Annotated in this window: 16 protein-coding genes and 1 pseudogene; 12 read left to right on the top strand and 5 right to left on the bottom strand. The window is 73.3% G+C overall.

Annotation, left to right across the window (positions count from 1 at the left end):
- The first annotated feature begins 278 nt into the window (after positions 1–278).
- From AMK16_RS01580 to AMK16_RS38460, 5 genes and pseudogenes are all read left to right on the top strand, one after another.
- Positions 279–1,955: an FAD-dependent oxidoreductase gene (locus AMK16_RS01580; RefSeq protein ID WP_073907505.1), complete on the top strand. Its 1,677-nt coding sequence runs from the start codon at positions 279–281 to the stop codon at positions 1,953–1,955.
- Positions 1,956–1,966: 11 nt separating this feature from the next.
- Entirely contained in the window at positions 1,967–3,499 is a 1,533-nt protein-coding gene (locus AMK16_RS01575; protein ID WP_199885360.1) for an ATP-binding protein, read from the top strand.
- On the top strand, positions 3,496–3,849 hold the full coding sequence (locus tag AMK16_RS01570) for a UBP-type zinc finger domain-containing protein (RefSeq protein ID WP_073907499.1): 354 nt from the start codon (positions 3,496–3,498) through the stop codon (positions 3,847–3,849). Before AMK16_RS01575 ends, AMK16_RS01570 begins: the two co-directional genes overlap by 4 nt.
- 84 nt (positions 3,850–3,933) lie before the next feature.
- On the top strand, positions 3,934–5,337 hold the full coding sequence (locus AMK16_RS01565) for an alpha/beta hydrolase family protein (RefSeq protein ID WP_073907496.1): 1,404 nt from the start codon (positions 3,934–3,936) through the stop codon (positions 5,335–5,337).
- A 4-nt stretch (positions 5,338–5,341) separates the two neighbouring features.
- Positions 5,342–5,542 (top strand): annotated as a pseudogene (locus AMK16_RS38460) (hypothetical protein); the annotation flags it as partial.
- Here AMK16_RS38460 and AMK16_RS01560 read toward each other — a convergent pair.
- Positions 5,539–6,396, bottom strand: a complete 858-nt coding sequence (locus AMK16_RS01560) for an SDR family oxidoreductase (protein ID WP_073907494.1) — start codon at positions 6,394–6,396, stop codon at positions 5,539–5,541. The pseudogene AMK16_RS38460 and the gene AMK16_RS01560 sit on opposite strands and share 4 nt — an antisense overlap.
- Before the next feature lie 363 nt (positions 6,397–6,759).
- On the opposite strand from AMK16_RS01560, the gene rox reads away from it, so the two are divergent.
- On the top strand, positions 6,760–8,196 hold the full coding sequence (gene rox / locus AMK16_RS01555) for a rifampin monooxygenase (protein ID WP_073907490.1): 1,437 nt from the start codon (positions 6,760–6,762) through the stop codon (positions 8,194–8,196).
- Positions 8,197–8,307: 111 nt separating this feature from the next.
- Here rox and AMK16_RS01550 read toward each other — a convergent pair whose 3' ends face one another.
- The 3 genes from AMK16_RS01550 to AMK16_RS01540 form a co-directional block, all read right to left on the bottom strand.
- On the bottom strand, positions 8,308–10,548 hold the full coding sequence (locus tag AMK16_RS01550) for a SpoIIE family protein phosphatase (RefSeq protein WP_242438515.1): 2,241 nt from the start codon (positions 10,546–10,548) through the stop codon (positions 8,308–8,310).
- On the bottom strand, positions 10,545–10,949 hold the full coding sequence (locus AMK16_RS01545; RefSeq protein ID WP_073907484.1) for an STAS domain-containing protein: 405 nt from the start codon (positions 10,947–10,949) through the stop codon (positions 10,545–10,547). The genes AMK16_RS01550 and AMK16_RS01545 overlap by 4 nt, the downstream gene beginning before the upstream one ends.
- A 123-nt stretch (positions 10,950–11,072) precedes the next feature.
- Positions 11,073–11,600: an NUDIX hydrolase family protein gene (locus AMK16_RS01540; RefSeq protein ID WP_073907481.1), complete on the bottom strand. Its 528-nt coding sequence runs from the start codon at positions 11,598–11,600 to the stop codon at positions 11,073–11,075.
- Positions 11,601–11,910: 310 nt separating this feature from the next.
- Between AMK16_RS01540 and AMK16_RS01535 the strand changes: the two genes are divergently transcribed.
- The 5 genes from AMK16_RS01535 to AMK16_RS01520 all read left to right on the top strand — a co-directional run bounded on the left by AMK16_RS01535 (position 11,911) and on the right by AMK16_RS01520 (position 17,468).
- A complete protein-coding gene (locus tag AMK16_RS01535; RefSeq protein WP_073907477.1) occupies positions 11,911–13,164 on the top strand; it encodes an MFS transporter in 1,254 nt (417 codons plus the stop codon).
- A 191-nt stretch (positions 13,165–13,355) separates the two neighbouring features.
- A complete protein-coding gene (locus AMK16_RS01530; RefSeq protein WP_073907474.1) occupies positions 13,356–13,691 on the top strand; it encodes a hypothetical protein in 336 nt (111 codons plus the stop codon).
- A gap of 136 nt (positions 13,692–13,827) precedes the next feature.
- Complete coding sequence (locus AMK16_RS35665; RefSeq protein ID WP_143196776.1) at positions 13,828–14,079, top strand: hypothetical protein; 252 nt, start codon at positions 13,828–13,830, stop codon at positions 14,077–14,079.
- Positions 14,080–14,248: 169 nt separating this feature from the next.
- Complete coding sequence (locus AMK16_RS01525; RefSeq protein ID WP_338014399.1) at positions 14,249–15,019, top strand: hypothetical protein; 771 nt, start codon at positions 14,249–14,251, stop codon at positions 15,017–15,019.
- 274 nt (positions 15,020–15,293) lie between these two features.
- Positions 15,294–17,468: a CASTOR/POLLUX-related putative ion channel gene (locus AMK16_RS01520; RefSeq protein ID WP_143196775.1), complete on the top strand. Its 2,175-nt coding sequence runs from the start codon at positions 15,294–15,296 to the stop codon at positions 17,466–17,468.
- An 87-nt stretch (positions 17,469–17,555) separates the two neighbouring features.
- On the opposite strand, the gene AMK16_RS01515 is transcribed toward AMK16_RS01520, so the two are convergent.
- The gene (locus AMK16_RS01515) at positions 17,556–18,056 is read right to left on the bottom strand and encodes a metallophosphoesterase family protein (protein WP_073907468.1); all 501 of its coding nucleotides are present in this window, start codon (positions 18,054–18,056) and stop codon (positions 17,556–17,558) included.
- Positions 18,057–18,323: 267 nt separating this feature from the next.
- Between AMK16_RS01515 and AMK16_RS01510 the strand changes: the two genes are divergently transcribed.
- Entirely contained in the window at positions 18,324–18,743 is a 420-nt protein-coding gene (locus AMK16_RS01510) for an SRPBCC family protein (RefSeq protein WP_073907465.1), read from the top strand.
- Positions 18,744–18,788 lie beyond the last annotated feature (45 nt).

Genomic DNA, 18,788 nt, shown 5'->3' with positions numbered 1-18,788 from the left:
CGCGCTGAGCGGATCGCTGCACACGACTGCAGTGCCCTGCCCTGTACTGCACAGCAGAACCGAGCAGGCGCCCGGCCCCAGCAGGTGGCCAACGATCAGCCCGGCCCGCGACCGGGCGCCCGGGTCCGGTCAGCGCAGGGCAGGCCCGTCGGTGACCTGCTCGCCGGCGGCCTCCGCGGCGCCCCGGAGCGAAGCCGGGGGATCGAACATACGATGGGCGGTAACCGGTGCGGGCGGCCTGCCGCGCGGCAGGCCGGGCCACTCGGGGCGGGAGAGGTATGGCAGAGGTCGCCGAGGCATCGCGGACCGTCATCCTGACCGTGGACGACGATCCGGGAGTCTCCCGTGCCATCGCCCGCGACCTGCGGCGCCGCTACGGGGCCACCTACCGGATCGTGCGCGCCGAGTCAGGCGAGTCGGCGCTGGAGGCCCTGCGCGAGCTGAAGCTGCGGGGCGACCTGGTGGCCGTGATCCTGGCCGACTACCGGATGCCCCTGATGAACGGCATCGAATTCCTCGAACAGGCCCTGGCCGTGTATCCGGGCGCGCGGCGCGTGCTGCTGACCGCGTACGCCGACACCAACGCGGCCATCGACGCGATCAACGTCGTCGACCTCGACCACTACCTGCTCAAACCCTGGGACCCGCCGGAGGAGAAGCTCTACCCGGTCGTGGACGACCTGCTGACGGCCTGGCGTTCCAGCGACCACCGGCCGGTGCCCGCCACCAAGGTCGTCGGGCACCGCTGGTCGGCACGCTCATCGAAGGTCCGGGAGTTCCTGGCCCGCAACCAGGTGCCCTACCGCTGGTACTCCTGCGACGAGCCCGAAGGGCGACGACTCCTGGAGGCCGCCGGGGCCGACGGGCAGCGGCTGCCCCTGGTGATCACTCCGGAGGGCACCGTACTGATCGAGCCCGAGGCGACCGAACTCGCCGCCCACGTGGGGCTCGCCACGACACCGACCGCCGACTTCTACGACCTGGTCGTCATCGGCGGCGGCCCGGCCGGGCTCGGCGCGGCCGTGTACGGCGCCTCCGAGGGGCTGCGTACCGTACTGGTCGAGCGGTCGGCGACCGGCGGGCAGGCCGGTCAGAGCTCCCGCATCGAGAACTACCTCGGCTTCCCCGACGGCGTGTCCGGCGCGCAGCTCACGGACCGGGCCCGCCGCCAGGCCGGCAGGTTCGGGGCCGAGATCCTCACCGCGCGCGAGGTGACGGGGCTGGAGGTCAACGGCGCGGCGCGCGTCGTCCGCTTCTCCGACGGCTCGGCGGTCGCCGCGCACAGCGTCATCCTGGCGACCGGCGTGTCCTACCGGCAGCTCCAGGCCCCGGGCTGCGACGACCTGACCGGCTGCGGGGTCTACTACGGCTCCTCGCTCACCGAGGCGTCCTCCTGCCTGGAGCAGGACGTCTACATCGTGGGCGGCGCCAACTCCGCCGGGCAGGCCGCCATGTACCTGGCGCGGGGCGCCAAGTCGGTGACCCTGCTGGTGCGCGGCGCGTCCCTGACGGCGTCGATGTCGCACTACCTGGTCCAGCAGATCGAGGAGGCGCCGAACATCACGGTCCGGACCCGGACGGCCGTCGAGGCGGCGCACGGCCAGGGGCACCTCGAACAGCTGACGCTGCGGGACGTGGACAGCGGCGCCACCGAACTCGTCGACGCCCAGTGGATGTTCGTGTTCATCGGGGCGGCCCCGCTGACCGACTGGCTGGACGGCACGGTACTGCGCGACGAGCACGGCTTCATCCTGGCGGGACCGGACCTCACGCCGGACGGGCGACCGCCGGCCGAGTGGGAGCTGGACCGGGCGCCCTACCACCTGGAGACCAACGTTCCCGGCGTGTTCGTGGCGGGCGACGCACGCGCCCAGTCCGCGAAGCGCGTCGCGTCCGCCGTAGGAGAGGGAGCCATGGCCGTCATGCTCGTCCACCGGTACCTGGAGCAGTCGTGAGCGGGCGGACCATGCCCTGCAGCCCGCAGGAGGTCGCCTCGCTGTTCCTGTTCGAGAAGCTTTCGCCCGAGCAGCTCGGACGGCTGTGCGGCGAAGGACGGGTCGAACGGTTCGAGCCCGGCCCCGTCTACACCGAGGGCGAACCGGCCACCTGCTTCTACGTGATGATCGAGGGCACCGTCGTGCTGTCCCGCCGCGTCGGCGGCGACGACGTGGAGGTGAGCCGGACCTCGCAGCGCGGGGTGTACTCCGGGGCCATGCAGGCGTACCTGGGCGACCGGGTGCCGCAGGTGTACAACAACTCCATGCGCGTCACCGAGCCGACCCGGTTCTTCGTCCTGCCCGCGCAGTCCTTCGCCGACGTCATGCAGGAATGGTTCCCGATGGCGGCGCACCTGCTGGAAGGGCTTTTCTTCGGCTCGAAGAACGCCCAGCAGGCCATCGGACAGCGCGAACGGCTCCTCGCCCTCGGATCACTGTCCGCCGGTCTCACCCACGAGCTCAACAACCCGGCCGCGGCGGCCGTCCGGGCCACCGCCACGCTGCGGGAGCGGGTGGGCAAGATGCGGCACAAGCTCGCCGTCATCACCCGGGGCCCCTACTCCCGCGAGGCACTCGCCGACCTCATCGAGATCCAGGAGCGCACCGCCGAACGCGTCGCCAAGGCGCCGGTGCTCAGTCCCCTGGAGGCCTCCGACCGCGAGGACGAGCTCGCCGACTGGCTCGACGGCCACGGCATCCCGGAGGGCTGGCGGATCGCACCGACCTTCGTGCAGGCCGGACTGGACACGGACTGGCTGGAGCACGTCGCGGCGGTCGTGGCCGAGGACGTACTGCCGGGGGCGATCGGCTGGCTGAACTACACGGTCGAGACCGAGCTGCTGATGGACGAGATCGGCGACTCCACCACCCGCATCTCCCACCTCGTCGACGCCGCCAAGCAGTACTCGCAGCTCGACCGCGCCTCCTTCCGCGTCGTCGACGTCCACGAACTGCTCGACAGCACCCTGCTGATGCTGTCCGGCAAGACCGGTTCCCGCATCCGGGTGGTCAAGGACTACGACCGCTCCGTGCCGGACGTGCCCGCCTACCCGGCGGAACTCAACCAGGTGTGGACCAACCTCATCGACAACGCCGTCTCCGCCATCGGGAGCACCGGCCACGACGGCACGCTGACGGTCCGCACGGCACGCCAGGGGGACCGGCTTCTGGTGGAGTTCCGGGACACCGGACCCGGCGTCCCGGAGGACATCCGCGGCCGCATCTTCGATCCCTTCTTCACCACCAAGCCGGTCGGCGAGGGCACCGGGCTCGGCCTGGACATCTCCTGGCGGATCATCGTCAACAAGCACCACGGCACCCTCCAGGTCGAGTCCGTACCGGGCGACACCCGCTTCCAGGTGCTGCTGCCCCTGACGGCCCCGGAATCCGACGCCGGGTCCGGACCCGGGACCGACACCGCACCCGGGACCGACACCGCACCCGAAAGCGCGCCGGGAAGCGGGACCGCACCCGGAACCGAGACCACCGAGGAGTCCGTATGACCGAGATCGACGGCATCGACCCGAGCGCCCCGCCCACCGGCACCGGCTGCGCCGGTTGCGACGCGTCGGGCGGCTGGTGGTTCCACCTGCGACGCTGCGCCCAGTGCGGCCACATCGGCTGCTGCGACTCCTCGCCCGCCCAGCACGCCACCGCCCACTGGAAGGCCACCGGCCACCCCGTGGTCCAGAGCTTCGAACCGGGCGAGGAATGGTTCTGGCACTACGGCACCGGCGAGCTCCTCGACTCCGGACCCGAGCTGGCCCCTCCGGGCGACCACCCGGCGGACCAGCCGACGCCGGGACCGGCCGGCCGGGTCCCGCAGGACTGGACGCGCCTGCTGCACCCCTGATCCACCCGCGCACGCGAGGGGCGCGTAGGCCGTTCGGAGCAGCCGAGATGTCGACGTACCGGGCCGGGGCTAGCTTCGACCGGTATGACGTGCGTACCGAACGACCCCGAGTCCGGCCCCAGCCGCCGCGCCCTGCTCGTCGCCGGTGCGGGGGCGGCGCTCGCCTCTGGCTGCGCTCCCGCCGCAGTGCCCGCCGCGCCCGCGCCCACCGCCAGCGGCTCCGCCTCGTCCAGCCAGGCCGCGGGCGACCCCACGCCCGGCGCCATGACGCTCTTCAAGAACCCGGGCTACAACTTCAACGCCCTCCTCGCGCTCGGCGCCGCCGGCGCAGGCGCCGCCGAGGTCGGCGAAGTACTCACGGCCGTGAACGCGATCAACAAGGCCGGTCTCTCCGCGCAGACGTACGTCGAGACCTTCCGGAACCTCGGCGACCAGCTCCTGAAGCCGCCCCCGGGCCCACAGGCCGACGACCAGACCAAGCGGTTCCGGTCGCTGCGCGCCGCCCAGTACTACGGTCAGGCGCTGTTCTTCGTCCTCGGCTCCGACACCCCGGGCAGCGAGGAGCAGCTGTACAAGGCCGGACGCGGCGCCTGGGACACCTTCTGCGACCTGTGCGAGCCCGCCGCGGTCAAGGCCACCGTCCCCTACGGCACGACGCCGTTGCCGGTGTGGTTCTTCCGCCCCGACGAGTCGAACACGCCCCGGCCCACCGTGATCCTGACCAACGGCAGTGACGGCCAGAACGTCGACATGTGGACCTATGGCGTCCCGGCCGCACTGGAACGCGGCTGGAACGCCCTCGTCTACGACGGTCCGGGCCAGGGCCAGCTGCTCTTCGTCGACCGGGTCGTCTTCACTCCCACCTGGGAGAAGGTCGTCGCTCCCCTCATCGACTGGCTGTCCGCCCGCCCCGAGGTGGACACCGGAAAGATCGCCCTGACCGGGCTGAGCATGGCGGGCGACCTCGTGCCCCGGGCCGGCGCCTTCGAGCCGCGGATCGCCGCACTGGTCGCCATGCCCGGCTGCGTCGAACCCTGGCTCGGCTTCCCGCCCGAGATCCGCCAGATCCTCACTCCCACCAAGGAGGAGACGAACACCATCTGGAACAAGGAAGTCGCACCGCACCTGCCCGCCGAGGCCGCCGCCGTCATGAAGAAGCGCTTCGAGCCCTTCTCCGTCCCGGCCATGCTCGAAGCCCGCCAGGGCAAGCTCTTCACCGACTTCTACACCCCCGCGACCCGCATCCAGGCGCTGACGATCACCTCCGTCGTCGGCCGTATCAAGGCGCCCACCCTGGTCCTGGACTACGAGGACGAGCAGTTCTACCCGGGCCAGGCGCGCCGGCTGTACGACCAGCTCACCTCGCCCAAGGACTATGTGAAGCTGACGGCGGCGCAGGGCGCGCAGCTCCACTGCTCCCCGATGGCCCCGCAGTTGCACTGCGAGGTCGTCTTCGACTGGCTCCAGAAGACGCTGGCGGCCCGCTGACGGGAGACAGCACGGGCCGCGCCCGTGGCGGTGGTTGCAGGACGGCGCCCACTTCTCCGTCTGCGGCGACGCCGGCCGGATGGCCAAGGACGTGGACGGGGCCCCGCACGCGATCGTGGCCGCGCACGGCGGTATGGACGCGGAGTCGGCTGCCGCGTACGTCAGGCGGAAGGCCGGCGACAAGCGTTACGTCCGTGAGGTCTACTGGCCCGTCCCGGACCCCTGCGAAGCCGGGGGCGGGCCCTGCGCGAGGAGCCGGGCGGCGGCGTACTCCTCCCGGGACGCCTGCTCGGCCACGTCCAGGTAGCCGTACGCGTCGTCGCCGACCGGGATCCGCAGGGGCGTGGGGGCCTCGGCGCCGACGATGTCGAGGACCCGCGCCGCGAAGTCCCCGGGGCGGCCGGTCCCGGGGTTGTCCGCGAGGCCCCGGGCCCCTTCGAGCATCTCCCGGTTGGTCCCGTCGTAGGCGGGGACGCGCTGGCGCGCCTCGGTCATCGACGTGCCGTAGCGGGTGGCGAACATGCCCGGTTCGATCACGGTGACGCGGATGCCGTGCGGGGCCGCTTCGAGCGCCAGGGCCTGGCTCATGCCTTCCAGGGCGTGCTTCCCGGCCACGTAGGCCGCGAGCCCCGGGAAGGCCATGCGGCCGACCACGGAGGAGACGTTGAGGACGTGGCCGTGCCCCTGGGCGCGCATCAGCGGCAGGACGAGCCGGGTGAGCCGCCACGGCCCCACGACCAGGGTCTCCAGCTGGTCGCGCAGCTCGGCGTCCGACACCTCCTCGACGGCGCCGAACAGGCCGGTGCCCGCGTTGTTGACGAGGATGTCGATGCCGCCGAGCCGGTCGGCCGCGGTGCGGACGGCCTCCTCGCAGGAGGCGGCGTCACGCAGTTCGAGGGGGACCGCAGTGATGCGACCGGGCCAGGCGGCGGCCAGTTCCTCCAGATCGGCGGTCTTCCGGGCGGTGACCGCCAGCTCGTCCCCGGCCCGCGCGGCGGCAGTGGCCAGTGCGTGTCCGAGGCCGGAAGAACATCCCGTGACCAGCCAGCGTCGTCCCATCGTTCCCCCGTGGTGACTGAGTTCCGCCCGATGTCGCCTTGCCGCACCGCACCGCACGCAGCCCGGGCGGCCCGCGGCGACCGCAGCTGCCCGGCGGGTGGCGGCAGTTCATGGTGGTGGGGGCTCCGGCCCGCGGCCATCCCTCCCGCGGGGGCGCGCGGAGGCACGCGGGCGCACGTCCGGGCGCGCGAAGTGCCCCGTCCCCGCCACGCGGGCGAAACGCACCAGGGCAAAAGGAAAGGCAAGGAGGTCACCCACTCCTTGCCACTCTCAACATATAGCGCACGGGGGGCCTTGCGGCAAGGCCCCGGTGGTGCCGCAGAATCGTCGGCCGGAGCCAGGAACTGCGGAAATGGGTTATCTATGATCGACGTGATCGTGGCCGGTGGCGGACCGACCGGCTTGATGCTGGCCGCTGAACTGCGGCTGGCGGGGGTACGCACCGTCGTGCTCGAAAAGTCGGCCGCCCCGGCCGCCGAGTCCCGCGGGCGCGGCCTGCACGCACGCAGCGTGGAGGTGATGGACCAGCGCGGCCTGCTGGACCGCTTCCTCGCCGTCAGTGAGAAGTTCCAGGCCGGTGGCCTCTTCGGCGGCATCGCCAAGCCGTGGCCAAACTCGCTGGACACCGCGCACCCGTACGGCCTGTCCACCCTGCAGCCGGTCACGGAGCGGCTGCTCGACGAGCGCGCGCGCGAACTCGGTGCCGAGATCCGGCGCGGTTGCGAAGTGGTCGCGCTGAGCCAGGACGCGGACGGCGTGAACGTCGAGCTGGCGGACGGCACGCGGCTGCGCTCGCGCTACCTCGTGGGGTGCGACGGCGGCCGCAGTGTGGTGCGCAAGCGGCTCGGTGTGGGATTTCCCGGCGAACCCGCCACCGTCGAGACGCTGCTCGGCGACATGGAGATGACCGAGGATCCGGCGACGGTCGCCGCCGTCGTCGCGCAAGTACGCACCACGCAACTGCGGTTCGGCACCATCTCCAACGGGGACGGAACGCACCGCGTCATCGTGCCCGCCGACGGCGTGGCCGAGGACCGTGCGGGCGCGCCGACCTTCGAGGAGTTCAAGCAGCGGTTGCGGGAGGTCGCGGGCACCGACTTCGGCGTCCACTCGCCGCGCTCGCTGGCCCGGTTCGGCGACGCCACCCGGCAGGCCGAGCGCTACCGGGTCGGCCGGGTGCTGCTGGCGGGCGACGCGGCGCACATCCACCCGCCCACCGGCGGCCAGGGGCTCAACCTCGGCGTGCAGGACGCGTTCAACCTCGGCTGGAAGCTCGCCGCAGAGGTCAACGGCTGGGCGCCGGAAGGGCTGCTCGACAGCTACCACGCGGAACGGCACCCGGTGGGCGCCGCCGTGCTCGACAACACCCGGGCACAGATCACGCTGCTGGGGACCGATCCGGGCGCGACCGCGCTGCGGGAGCTGTTCTCGAAGCTGATGGACATCGAGGAGGTGAACCGGTACGTGACCGGGGTGATCACCGCGGTCGCGGTCCGCTACGACTTCGGCGAGGGCCACGAACTGCTCGGCGCGCGGATGCGGGACGTGAAGCTGAAGCGGGGACGCCTCTACGAGCTGATGCACGGGGGCCGCGGCCTGCTGCTCGACCAGACCGGCCGGCTTTCGGCGGAGGGCTGGGCGGACCGGGTCGACCACGTCGTCGACGTCATCGACGCCGGCGAGGAACTGGACGTGCCGGCGGTGCTGCTGCGGCCCGACGGCCACGTCGCATGGGTCGGCGAAGACCAGCAGGAGCTGCTCGACCGGCTGCCGGCATGGTTCGGCGCTGCCACCGGCTGAGCGACCTCCCGCCGGCGTCCCGGAGCCCCAGCCCCGCGCCGGCGGTCAGCGCCGCCGCACCCGCTGCCGCCGGCCGGGTCCGCAGCGGATCGAAGAAGCGCGCCGGGGCCGTCACCCCGCTGTCGGGGGCGTCGCGGTCAGCACGAGGGCGGCCTGGTCGTCGTCGATGTCGGTCGCGTCGTTGAACTCGCGTACCGCGTGGGTGAGGCGGTCGATGACCTCGGCGGCGGTGCGGTGACCCCCACCGCCCGACAGGGCCTGCACGAGGCGATCCTCGCCGAACTGCTCACCGCTGCCGTCCCGGGCTTCGGTGATGCCGTCGGTGTAGAACAACAGACTTTCGGCGGGGCGCAGCCGGAGGTGGTGGACGGGCAGGTGCGGATCGGTGGTGATGCCCAGGAGGGTGCCCTCACAGGCGACGGGACGGGCGGTGTGCCCGGCGTCGAGGTGGACGGGGAAGGTGTGGCCGGCGCGGACGAGGGCGATGTCGAGCCCGTCCGCGCCGGGGGTGAGGTGACCGTAGACCAGGGTGACGAAGCCGGTGTTGTGACTGTCGGGGCGGTCGTGGAGGGCCTTGTTGACGGCGCGGACGACCGCATCGGGGCCGGCGAGCAAGGGCGCGACGGCGCGCGCGGTGTGGCGGACCAGCGCGGTGGTGGTGGCGGCGAAGGCGCCGCGCCCGCAGACGTCCCCGAGCATGAAGGCCCAGGTGCCGTCGGCGAGGGGGAAGACGTCGTAGAAGTCGCCGCCGATGTCGAGCCCCTCACCGGCGGGGGAGTAGTACGTGGCGATGTCCGCGCCGGGCACGGCGGGCACCTCGGCCAGGAGGAGCCCGGCTTGCAGGTCGCGGGCGAGGGTGACGCGCTGGTCGTACTGGCGGGCGTTGAGGGCCGCGGAGGCGGCGCGGCGGGCGATCTCCTCGGCCAGGGCGATGGTGTGGCCGTCCAGGGTGTGCGCGCCGGTGGACAGCAGCGTCATGGTGCCGAAGGCCCGGCCGCGGTCGAGGAGGGGGACGCACAGGTAGCCAGTCACCTCCAGCTCGTGCCACGGGGTCGGTCCGGGGCCGCCGGGGCCGCGGCGGGAGACTTCGGTCAGGCCGGTGGCCAGGACGCGGGAGATGGCGTCGTCGCCGGCTTCGTAGAGGGGGAGCCGGGAGGCGAGCAGCGCTTGAGCGCCGGGGCTGGGCGCGGCGGTGGCGATGCGCCGCAGGCGGCCGGCGTCCACGACGTCGATGACGCACAGCGGCGCCAGCGCGGGCGCGCAGAAAGCCGCCAGACGTTCAAGGGTGTGGGCCGGATCCAGGTGGGAGGTCAGCGCGGTACTGGCCTCCAGCAGGAAGGCCAGATCCTTGCGGGCGGCCTTCTCGCTGGCTTCGGCGGCGAGACGGGCCTGTTCGGCCTGGTGGCGCTCGATGGCCAGGGCGGCGGTGCCGGCGAAGACCCGGGCGAGGGCGAGATCGGTGTCCTGCGGAGCGCGCGGGGTGCGGTGGTACATCGCGAAGGTGCCCAGCAGGGATCCGTCGCGGGCCAGGATGGGGGTGGACCAGCACGCGGCCACGTCCGCCTGCTCGGCCAGGTCCCGGAAGTCGTCCCAGAACGGGTCGTTGGCGATGTCGGTGACGATCACCATCTGCCGCCGGTGGGCCGCGGTGCCGCAGGAACCGACGCCGTCGCCCGTGGCGATGCCGTCGATGGCCTTGTTGTAGAAGTCGGGAAGGCTGGGGGCTGCGCCGTGACGCAGGTGCAGGCCGTCGGCGTCGGCGAGGAGCACGGAGACGAGCACCTCGTCCGGCGTGAGGTCCTCGATCGTGCGGGCCATGCCCTCCAGGACCTGCTCCAGCGGGGCCTGTCGGGCTATCTGCTCCAGCAGGGCGCGGTGCTCGGCCGTCAGCCGCTGGGCCTGCTTGACCTGGGTGGTCTCCACGCCGATGACGCGCACGCCGATGACGTTGGCGCCCGCGTCCAGCCGGGGCTCGTAGGTGAAGTCGAAGAACGCCTCGCGCGCGGCGGAGCCGGTCCCCAGCAGGATCCGGGCGTCGCGCCCCGTATGCCGCCGGCCGGTGCGGTAGACCTGGTCCAGCAGCGCGAGGAACCCCTGCCCGGCGAGCTCCGGCATCAGCTGCCCGATCGGCACCCCGGTACGGGCGCGGTCGCCACCGCCGATCGCGGTGAAGAACGCCGCGTTGGCGGCCTCCACCATGTGGGCGGGCCCGGCCAGGGAGGCGAAGACGGCGGTGGACTGACCGAACAGACCCCGGAGATCGTCCTCCGCGCTGCCGTCGAGGCGCACCGTCCGCCGCCCGGCGTCCGGTCCGGCGGCCGGCGGAAGCTGCTTTCCAGGAGTGGGGGTCACCGCTCGGCCTTCTCACCGTCTGCGGACCCGGCGCCCTGGGAGCCGCCTCCCCGCGTGCCGCCGTCGACGGTCAGCGCGTCCTGCAAGGTGGCGTACACGCCGATCGCCTGGTCCAGTCCCGTCAGGGTGAGGACCCGGGCCACCGAACCGGGGACGGCCGCCAGACGCAGCTCACCGCCGTGTGCGGACTGCCGCTGGTAGATCCTGACCAGGCTGCCGATGCCGGACGAATCGCAGAAGTCCAGTTCGGTGCAGTCGATCACGGCCAGCACCGGCCGGGAGGGCGCCGTCAGCACCGACTCGGCCGCCTCCTGGAGCTGCACGACGCTTTCGAAGTCCAGCTCCCCGCGCAGCGCGACCACACATGCCGGCCCGGCGGGCCTGATGTCTACCGAGAACACCGTCGGCTGCCTCCAGCTCTGCCGTCATCCGTACGACCCGATGATAGGGACCGTACGGGGAACGCCGGCAACGTCGGGCCTGCCGGCGGCGGGTCCCGCCGTACGGGCAGTGGCCAGGGGTGCTCAGTAGGCGTGCCCGGCGTGCGCGAGCGCCTGCTTCAGAAGCACCCCGTGTCCACCGGGCATCTCGTTCTGCAGGGCGGCAGAGGCCGCCTCCCGGGGGCTGAACCAGACCAGGTCCAGCGCGTCCTGCCGGGGCCGGCAGTCGCCGCTCACCGGCACGATGTAGGCGAGGGAGACCGCGTGCTGGCGCGGGTCGTGGTAGGCGGTGACGCCCGCCGTGGGGAAGTACTCGGCGACCGTGAACGGCTGGAGCGAGGCGGGAACACGGGGCAGGGCCACCGGGCCGAGGTCCTTCTCCAGATGGCGCAGCAGCGCGTCACGGACCCGCTCGTGATGCAGGACGCGGCCGGACACCAGGGTTCGGCTGACCGTTCCGTCCGGACCTATGCGCAGCAGCAGCCCGATGCTCGTGACTTCACCGCTCTCGTCGACGCGCACGGGCACGGCCTCGACGTACAGGATCGGCATTCGAGCCCTGGCCATCTCCAGCTCATCCGTGCTGAGCCAGCCGGGCGTGGTCTCGGTCATGTCAGACATTGCTTGATCATACTTTCCCGGTGTGGCGCCCGCAGGAGTGCGCACCAGTTCGCATCCGGGCGATCCGCGGGTGATCCGGGCGATCCGGGAAATACGGCTGATCCGGGAGATACGGCTGATCCGGGTGGTTCACGCGGCAGGGAAGGGCCTGGCTGCCCGGGTGGGGCCGCGTCGCCGGCCGGTGGGTCCGGCCTCCCCGGCCGGCCGGTGGTTTGCCCTCGGCCCCTGCCAGTCGCTTTGATGTCACGGCGCGGATGTCGACGGCGCGTGGTCGGCCGGATCGGCGGAGGAGTGCGGGGGCATGACGGGCAGGCGGGCGCTGGGACGGCGGTTCGGGTGGCTGTGGGCGTCGTTCGCGGTCAGCTCGTACGGCACGGGGCTGGGGTTCGGCGCGTTCTCCTTGATCGCGGTCCTCGTGCTGCACTCCGGCCCGGCCCAGGTGGCGGCACTGGCCGCGGTGGGGCGGGCGGTCGGAGCCGTGGTGGCGGTGCCCCTCGGCCCATGGGTGGAGTTCCGCCGCAAACGGCCGGTCATGGTGGCCATGGACGTGACCCGGTTCCTCGCGCTGATGAGCGTCCCCGCCGCGTTCGCACTCGGCCTGCTCGGCTTCGTCCAGCTCCTCGTCGTGTCCGTCGTGGTCGCCGCGGCGGACATCGCCTTCCGGGCGGCCGGCGGCGCGTACCTCAAGGCGCTCGTGCCGCCGGGGGACCTGCTCGTCGCCAACAGCCGGTTCGAGTCCACCACGTGGTCCGCGACCATGATCGGACCACCCCTCGGCGGGGCCGCCACCGGGCTGTTCGGCCCGGTGGCGACCCTGGTCGCCGACGCCGTCAGCTACCTGCTCTCGGCGCTGGGCCTCAGTGCGATCGGCGGGAGCGAACAGCCCCCTCCCGCGCGCACCGGCGGGTCGCGGCTGCGGGCCCGCGACCTGCTCGAAGGATGGCGCCACATCCTCACCCACCCCACGCTGCGCCCGCTGTTCCTCAACGCGATCGTGGTCAACGGCCTGATCATGGCCTCCGAGCCGCTGCTCGCCGTCCTCCTGCTGGGCCACCTCGGCTTCGCACCCTGGCAGTACGGTCTCGTGTTCGCGGCCCCGTGCGTCGGCGGCCTCGTCGGCTCGCGGGTCGCCCGCCGCCTGGCGGCGCGGTTCGGGCAGCACAAGGTGATGCGCACCGCCGGGGCCCTGCGCGCGTGCTGGCCCCTCCCACTGGCGTTCGTCCAGCCCGGTGTCCCCGGGATGGCGCTCGTCATCGCCGTCCAGCTCGGCCTGGTGACCTGCTGCGGCATCTTCAATCCGGTGCTGGCCACCTACCGGCTCGACCACACCGATCCCGAACGGACCGCCCGTACCCTGGCCGCCTGGTCGATCAGCAGCAGCCTGGCCATCGCGGCCCTGACCGCCGCCTGGGGCCTGCTGGCCGCTCTCACCGGCACCCGCAGCGCGATCGCGGCCGCCGGCGTCCTCCTGCTGGCCACCCCGCTGCTGCTCCCGCGCCGCGCGGACGCGCCGCGGGGGAGCGGCGAACAGGAACGGGCCGCGGGCCGTACGTGAACCGGGCCCCGTTCGTCGCGGCGCGCTCGGCCGGACAACCCCGTAGGCCGGACAGCCGCGTGCACCGGGGGCGCGGGGTCCGGGCCGGGGCGAGAGGCCGCCGGTCCGCCCCCCGGTCGCTACCGGAACCCTCTCGCCGGACTGCCGTGCACGCGGCATGATGCCACCCACCCGGATCCTTGGAGGGACCCATGCGTACCACCCGCACCGTGACGGCGGCCCTCGTCCTCGCCGCCGTCCTGGCCGGCTGCTCCAGCGGCGGCAGTACCGACCCCGGGCCGGCGGTCCCGCCGTCGGCGCCGCCCACCACGTCACCGGCACCGAAGGCGGACGGGCAGAAGGAAACCTGCGTGAGGGCCATAGCCGGCCAGGCCGCGACGGATCCCGGCCGGCTGCAGGCACAGCCGCGCCCCGCCGGCTGCGAGGGCCTGGAGGACGCCGCCTACCTCGAGGCGTACTACGACGCCTTGAAGCAGGTGAAGGAAAAGGGCCGGGACGCGCTCAGCGGGGGATCCACCGGCGGGTGACGCGGGGCGCGGACGACTGAGCCGGGACGCCGGGGCCCACGGGCGGGTGGCCGGAGCCGGCCGACCCCACCCCCGTGAGTGAAGCGCCGCCGCGCCTGAGCGTCCGCGAACGGTGCGCCGTGCTTGGCTGCGGCCCATGAAGAAGCCCCGACCGACCCGTACGTCCGCTCGGTTCGCAGCCGGTCTGCCGCTGATCGTCGCTCCGTTGCTGTTCGCCGCCCCCGGTCCGGCGCACGCGGAACCCGGACCCCCGTTCAGCGGTCCTTGCGCCGGTGTCGCGGTGCCCGAAGGCTCCGCCTGCGTTCCCGAGCCCAAGCAGTGTTTCGTCGCGCCGTGCCCCCAGTACGCGATCGTCCCGGTCGCACCGGAGCCCGACTTCGTAGGCTAGTGCCGCGACCCGGTGAACCTTTCCGGTCACAGCACCAGGGGGAGCAGGCGGGCCGGTGGCAGGCGCCGGGGGTCCCCCCTCCTCGGAGGCGGCCGCGCCGCCGGGGGAGCACGGACCGGGAGCACAGCCCGGCCTCCGGGCGTTGGAAGGGCGAAGGGAAGGATCGCGCGTGCGCATACCGCACCACCCGAACCACGAGGAGGACCCGATGAGCGCGGCCGACGAGGGACGGCAGTGGCCGGACGAAGTCAGTGTCGACAACGCGAGGACGACGCTGCTGCAACTCCTCGCCCGTGCCGGGGTCCCCTCCGATGACGCGCAGGAACTGATCGGGCTCGTGGAGGCGGGTGCGCTGGCCCTCGCACACGAGGAGCTGGCCGGCGGTGAGCGGAGCGCCCCGGGGGACAAGGGCGAGGCGTACGAGTCGGGCTGGCTCGACGGCTCCGGCGATCTCCTGGAGGAGCTCGCCGCCGTAGCCGAGCGGACCCTGCGGCGGGTCGTGGGGGCGGACGAGCAGGCCGGTCCGGCGCAGGAGCGTCCGCGGCCCGGACGCATGGAGGTGGAGCGGGCGCAGGTGGCGGTCACGCCGCTGTACCTGTCCTTCACCACGGACTCGGAGCTGGATCCCGAGGTGACGGCGGAGGTGCTCGCCGCGGTCCTCGGCACGATGAGCCCCCGGCAGCGGGCCGGGTACGCCGGCCGGCTGACGGAGTTCGCCACGGTGCACCGGGCCAGGCTGGAGCGGCTGTTCGCCGCGTTCGGTCCCGGCAGCTCCATCGCGGTGCACGGTCGCTATTCGCTGGTCCACTCCGCCACGAGCGTCGCCGTGCTGGAGCGGCTCGTCACCGCGGAGCAGGGGCTGCGGGAGGAGTGGGACGCCGCCGAACTGCCGCCCGCGTGGCTGGACGGGCTGACGACCGCCTGGACCGCCTCGGCCTGACGACGGCTCGGAGGCCCGCGGTCTGACGACGGCTCGGGGCTCCCCGGATGGCGACGACCCCGACGGACACCAAGACCCGGCAGCGCCCCCGTGCGACCGCCGCCTTCGGGGTCGAAAGCACGTCCTATTCGTCACGCGGCGGGTGAGTTTTGCCGGTCTGTCCATTGCGGACCGTGACGCCACGTTAAAGTGCAGCCTGCACCGACTTGCCGGTGCCGGGTGGCCCGTGGCACGGCGGCGCGCCCGCCACGCCATCCAGACCGAGGAACGCCGGTTGTCAGGACCCGAGTCCCGCGTACGCACAGAACGACCGGCACCCGCCTGGTCCCGCACCCGCTACTGGTTCGACACCATAGTGGCCCGCGGAACAGCAGTGCTGATCGGCTGGCTCGTGCTGATGTGCCTGGCCGTCGTCGTACCGGCCAGCACGGCGCTGGTGTGGGCCGACAAGGACGGTCCCACCACCCTCTCGGGCCGGGCCCTGGCCGTGTGGGTGAGCGTCGGCCAGACCCTGAAGATCGGGGGCGCGGTCGGCAGTCCCCTGTACGTGCTCCTCTCGGTGGTCCTGGCGCTGGTCGCGCTGCTGTTCGTCTCGACGCTCGTCAGCCTGATCACCACCGGCCTCAACGACAAGGTGCTCGCCCTGCGGCGCGGCCGTTCCACCGTCCTGGAGGCGGGGCACACGGTCCTGCTCGGCTGGTCCGACCAGGTCTTCCCGATCGTCTCCGAGCTGGTCGCGGCCAATGCCAACCGGCGCCGCGCGGTCCTCGCCGTCCTCGGCCCCAAGGACAAGGCGGAGATGGAGGACGAGATCGGCACCGCCGTGGGACGGCTGGGCCGGACCCGGCTGATCTGCCGCAGCGGGGTGACCACTGATCCCGCCCTCGTCTCCCTGGTCACGCCCGAGACCGCCCGCGCCGTGCTGGTCCTGACCCACGACGGGGAGAACGGCGACGCCCACGTGGTGAAGACGCTCCTCGCGCTGGAGGCGGCGGTCCGCGGACGGGGCCGGCCCGGCGTGGTCGCCGCGGTGCGCGACGGGCGGCACAAACGGGCCGCCGATCTCGCCGCCGGGCCGCACGGGCACGTGCTGAACATCGAGGACGTCACCGCCCGGCTGATCGCGCGGACGTCCTGCGAGCCCGGGCTCTCGCTCGTCTACCGTGAACTGCTCGACTTCGACGGGGACGAGATCTACACGGTGCCCGCGGGCCCCCTCGCCGGAAGCACCTTCGGCGCCCTCCTGTCGGCGTACGCCGACTCCAGCGTGATCGGTCTGCTGCGCGCCGGCGGACGGGTCGAGCTGAACCCGCCCTGCGAGAGCGTGCTCGGCGCGGAGGACCGGATCGTGGTCATCACCGAGGACGACGACACGGCGGTCCCGTCCCGGGTGCCGCTGCCCGTCGACCACGACGCTATCGTCGCGGCGCCGCCCGCGCCGCGGGCTCCGGAACGGTTCCTGCTGCTCGGCTGGAACCCCCGAGCGCCGCGCATCATCGAGCAGCTCGACGGCGGGGTGCCCGAAGGTTCCGTGCTGGTCGTGATGGCGGAGGGCGCGGATCACCTCGGCGAGGCCGGCCGTTGCGCCCGCCTGCCGGGGCGGCGGATGCCGGTCACCGTCCTCGACGGCGACGTGACCGACCCGGACGTGCTGGCCGGGCTCGACGTGCTGACCTTCGACCGGGCCGTCGTCCTGGGCTACGACGGCCCGGAGGCGGGGGGCGTCCCCCTCGCCGGCGACGACCGGACCTTGGTGACGCTGCTGCACCTGCGGGCCCTGGAGGAGGCCGAGGGCCGTGAACTGGCCGTGGTGACCGAGATGGCCGACGACCGCAACCGGCTGCTCGCACCCGCGCGGGAGGGCGCCGACTTCATCGTCGGCAGCCGCCTGATCAGCCTGCTGATGACGCAGATCGCCGAGGACGGGAACCTCGCCGCCGTCTTCGACTGCCTGTTCGCCTCCACCGGCGACACCCTGCACCTGCGGCCGGCCGGCGACTACGTCCTCACCGGCCGGCCCGTCGGCTACGCGACGGTGGTGGAGGCCGGGCGCCGCCGCGGGCACTGCGTCATCGGGTACCGGCTGCACACGGTCCGCGCGAACCGAGCGGACGGCGAGGCCGCCACGGGTGGCGCCGGCGCCGCGGGTGGCGCCGGCGCCGCGGGTGGCACCGGCGCCGCGGGTGGCACCGGCGGGGCGGACGGCAGGGGCGGGGCGGACCGTCCCGCGTGCGGCGTACGGATCAACCCGGACAAGCGGGAGCGGGTGTGCTTCGGTCCCGAGGACTCGGTGATCGTCCTGGCGCCGCCCGGTCCCGGCGCGGCGGGCGGGCCCGGGGAGCAGCCGGTTCGCGACGCCGCTCCGGTAGTCCTGCCCGCTCCCGGGCGGCCCCTCGGCCCCTCGGCGCCGTTCGGGGGGCGGGAGGGCGCGGAACCGTCCCCGGCGTGATCCGCACCGCGGGGTCCTGCGCGCGCCCCGGCCCCGCGTCGGGCCGTCGGGCCGGGGGCGGTGCGACGGTCGAGAGCGGGTGTCCGGTCACCGTTTCGGGGGGAGCCGGTGCAGGACGACGTCGTGGACCGCCCCGTCCGAGGCCGTCAGGGTCATGAAGGAGCAGAAGGGTTGGCGCCTGCGGTCCGTGGGGGAGCCCGGGTTGAGCAGGCGCAGGTTCCCGGCCGCCGTGTCCCAGGGGATGTGGCTGTGCCCGAAGACCAGGACGTCCAGGTCGGGGAAGCGCGCGGCGCAGCGTCCCTCGCGCCCGGTGGCCGGTCCGGTCTCGTGCACGACGCCGAAGCGCACCCCGGCCAGCTCGGCGCGGGCGATCTCGGGGAGCCTTCGGCGAAGTGACGGGCCGTCGTTGTTGCCGTACACGCCGATCAGCCGGCGGGATCTGGACTCCAGCAGGTCCAGCGTGGCCTCGTCGATCCAGTCTCCCGCGTGGATCACCGCGTCGGCGGCGTCGATGCCGGCCAGGAGGGCTTCGGGGAGGCGTCGCGCGCGGGCGGGCACATGCGTGTCGGAGGTCAGCAGAAGCCGCATGCGTCCACGGTAGCCCGGGCGGGGCCGGGGGGCCGGGCGCTGGGGCGGGGGCGGCATCGGTGCCGGGGCGCCCTTCCGTCCGGGCCCTGCGCAGCCTGCGGGGCCGCGCCGCCACACGGGTTGACTTCGCCCGCCCGCAGCGGGTGCCTCCCGCGCCGCCTCCGCCCTGAACCCGGCCCCGAAACACGCTCGTCACGCCGTCATGACGCACCGCGTGTACCCTTTTGCGCCGTTTTGCTCGATAGGTGGTGGGGTAGCGGAATGCCCATGGGTGACTACGACACATCGATCAGCGTGGCAGTTCCGCCAGGGCGGCTCTTCAGCTACCTCGCCGACGTGCAGAACCTTCCCGCCTACATGCCGCGTCTGACCTCCGCGCAACCGCATGACGGCGACCAGGTCACCGTCACCGCGCACATCGAACCGGCCGGTGAGCCGGAGCAGGACGTCCGGAGCGAGGCGTGGATCCGGGTCGTCGAGGAAGGCCGGTCGCTGGAGTGGGGCGCACCCGGCCCGCACGACTACCGCGGCCGGTTGCACGTCGCCGCCGGTGACGACGCGCACCACTCACGGCTCTCGGTCGAACTGCACACCGAGCGCGTCGAAGGCGACCGGGTGGACGAGGGCCTGGCGCAAACCCTGCGCGGCATCAAGACGGCCGTGGAGGCGGCCGAAGGCGGCACATGATGCAGGCGCGCGCCGTGGCCGGACCCATGCCCGGGGCCGGCTGCC

It is taken from the genome of Streptomyces sp. CB00455 (assembly GCF_001905445.1).
Taxonomy (GTDB): domain Bacteria; phylum Actinomycetota; class Actinomycetes; order Streptomycetales; family Streptomycetaceae; genus Streptomyces.
The sequence above is the reverse complement of the archived record's forward strand: the minus strand, read 5'-3'. Positions and strand labels throughout refer to the sequence as shown.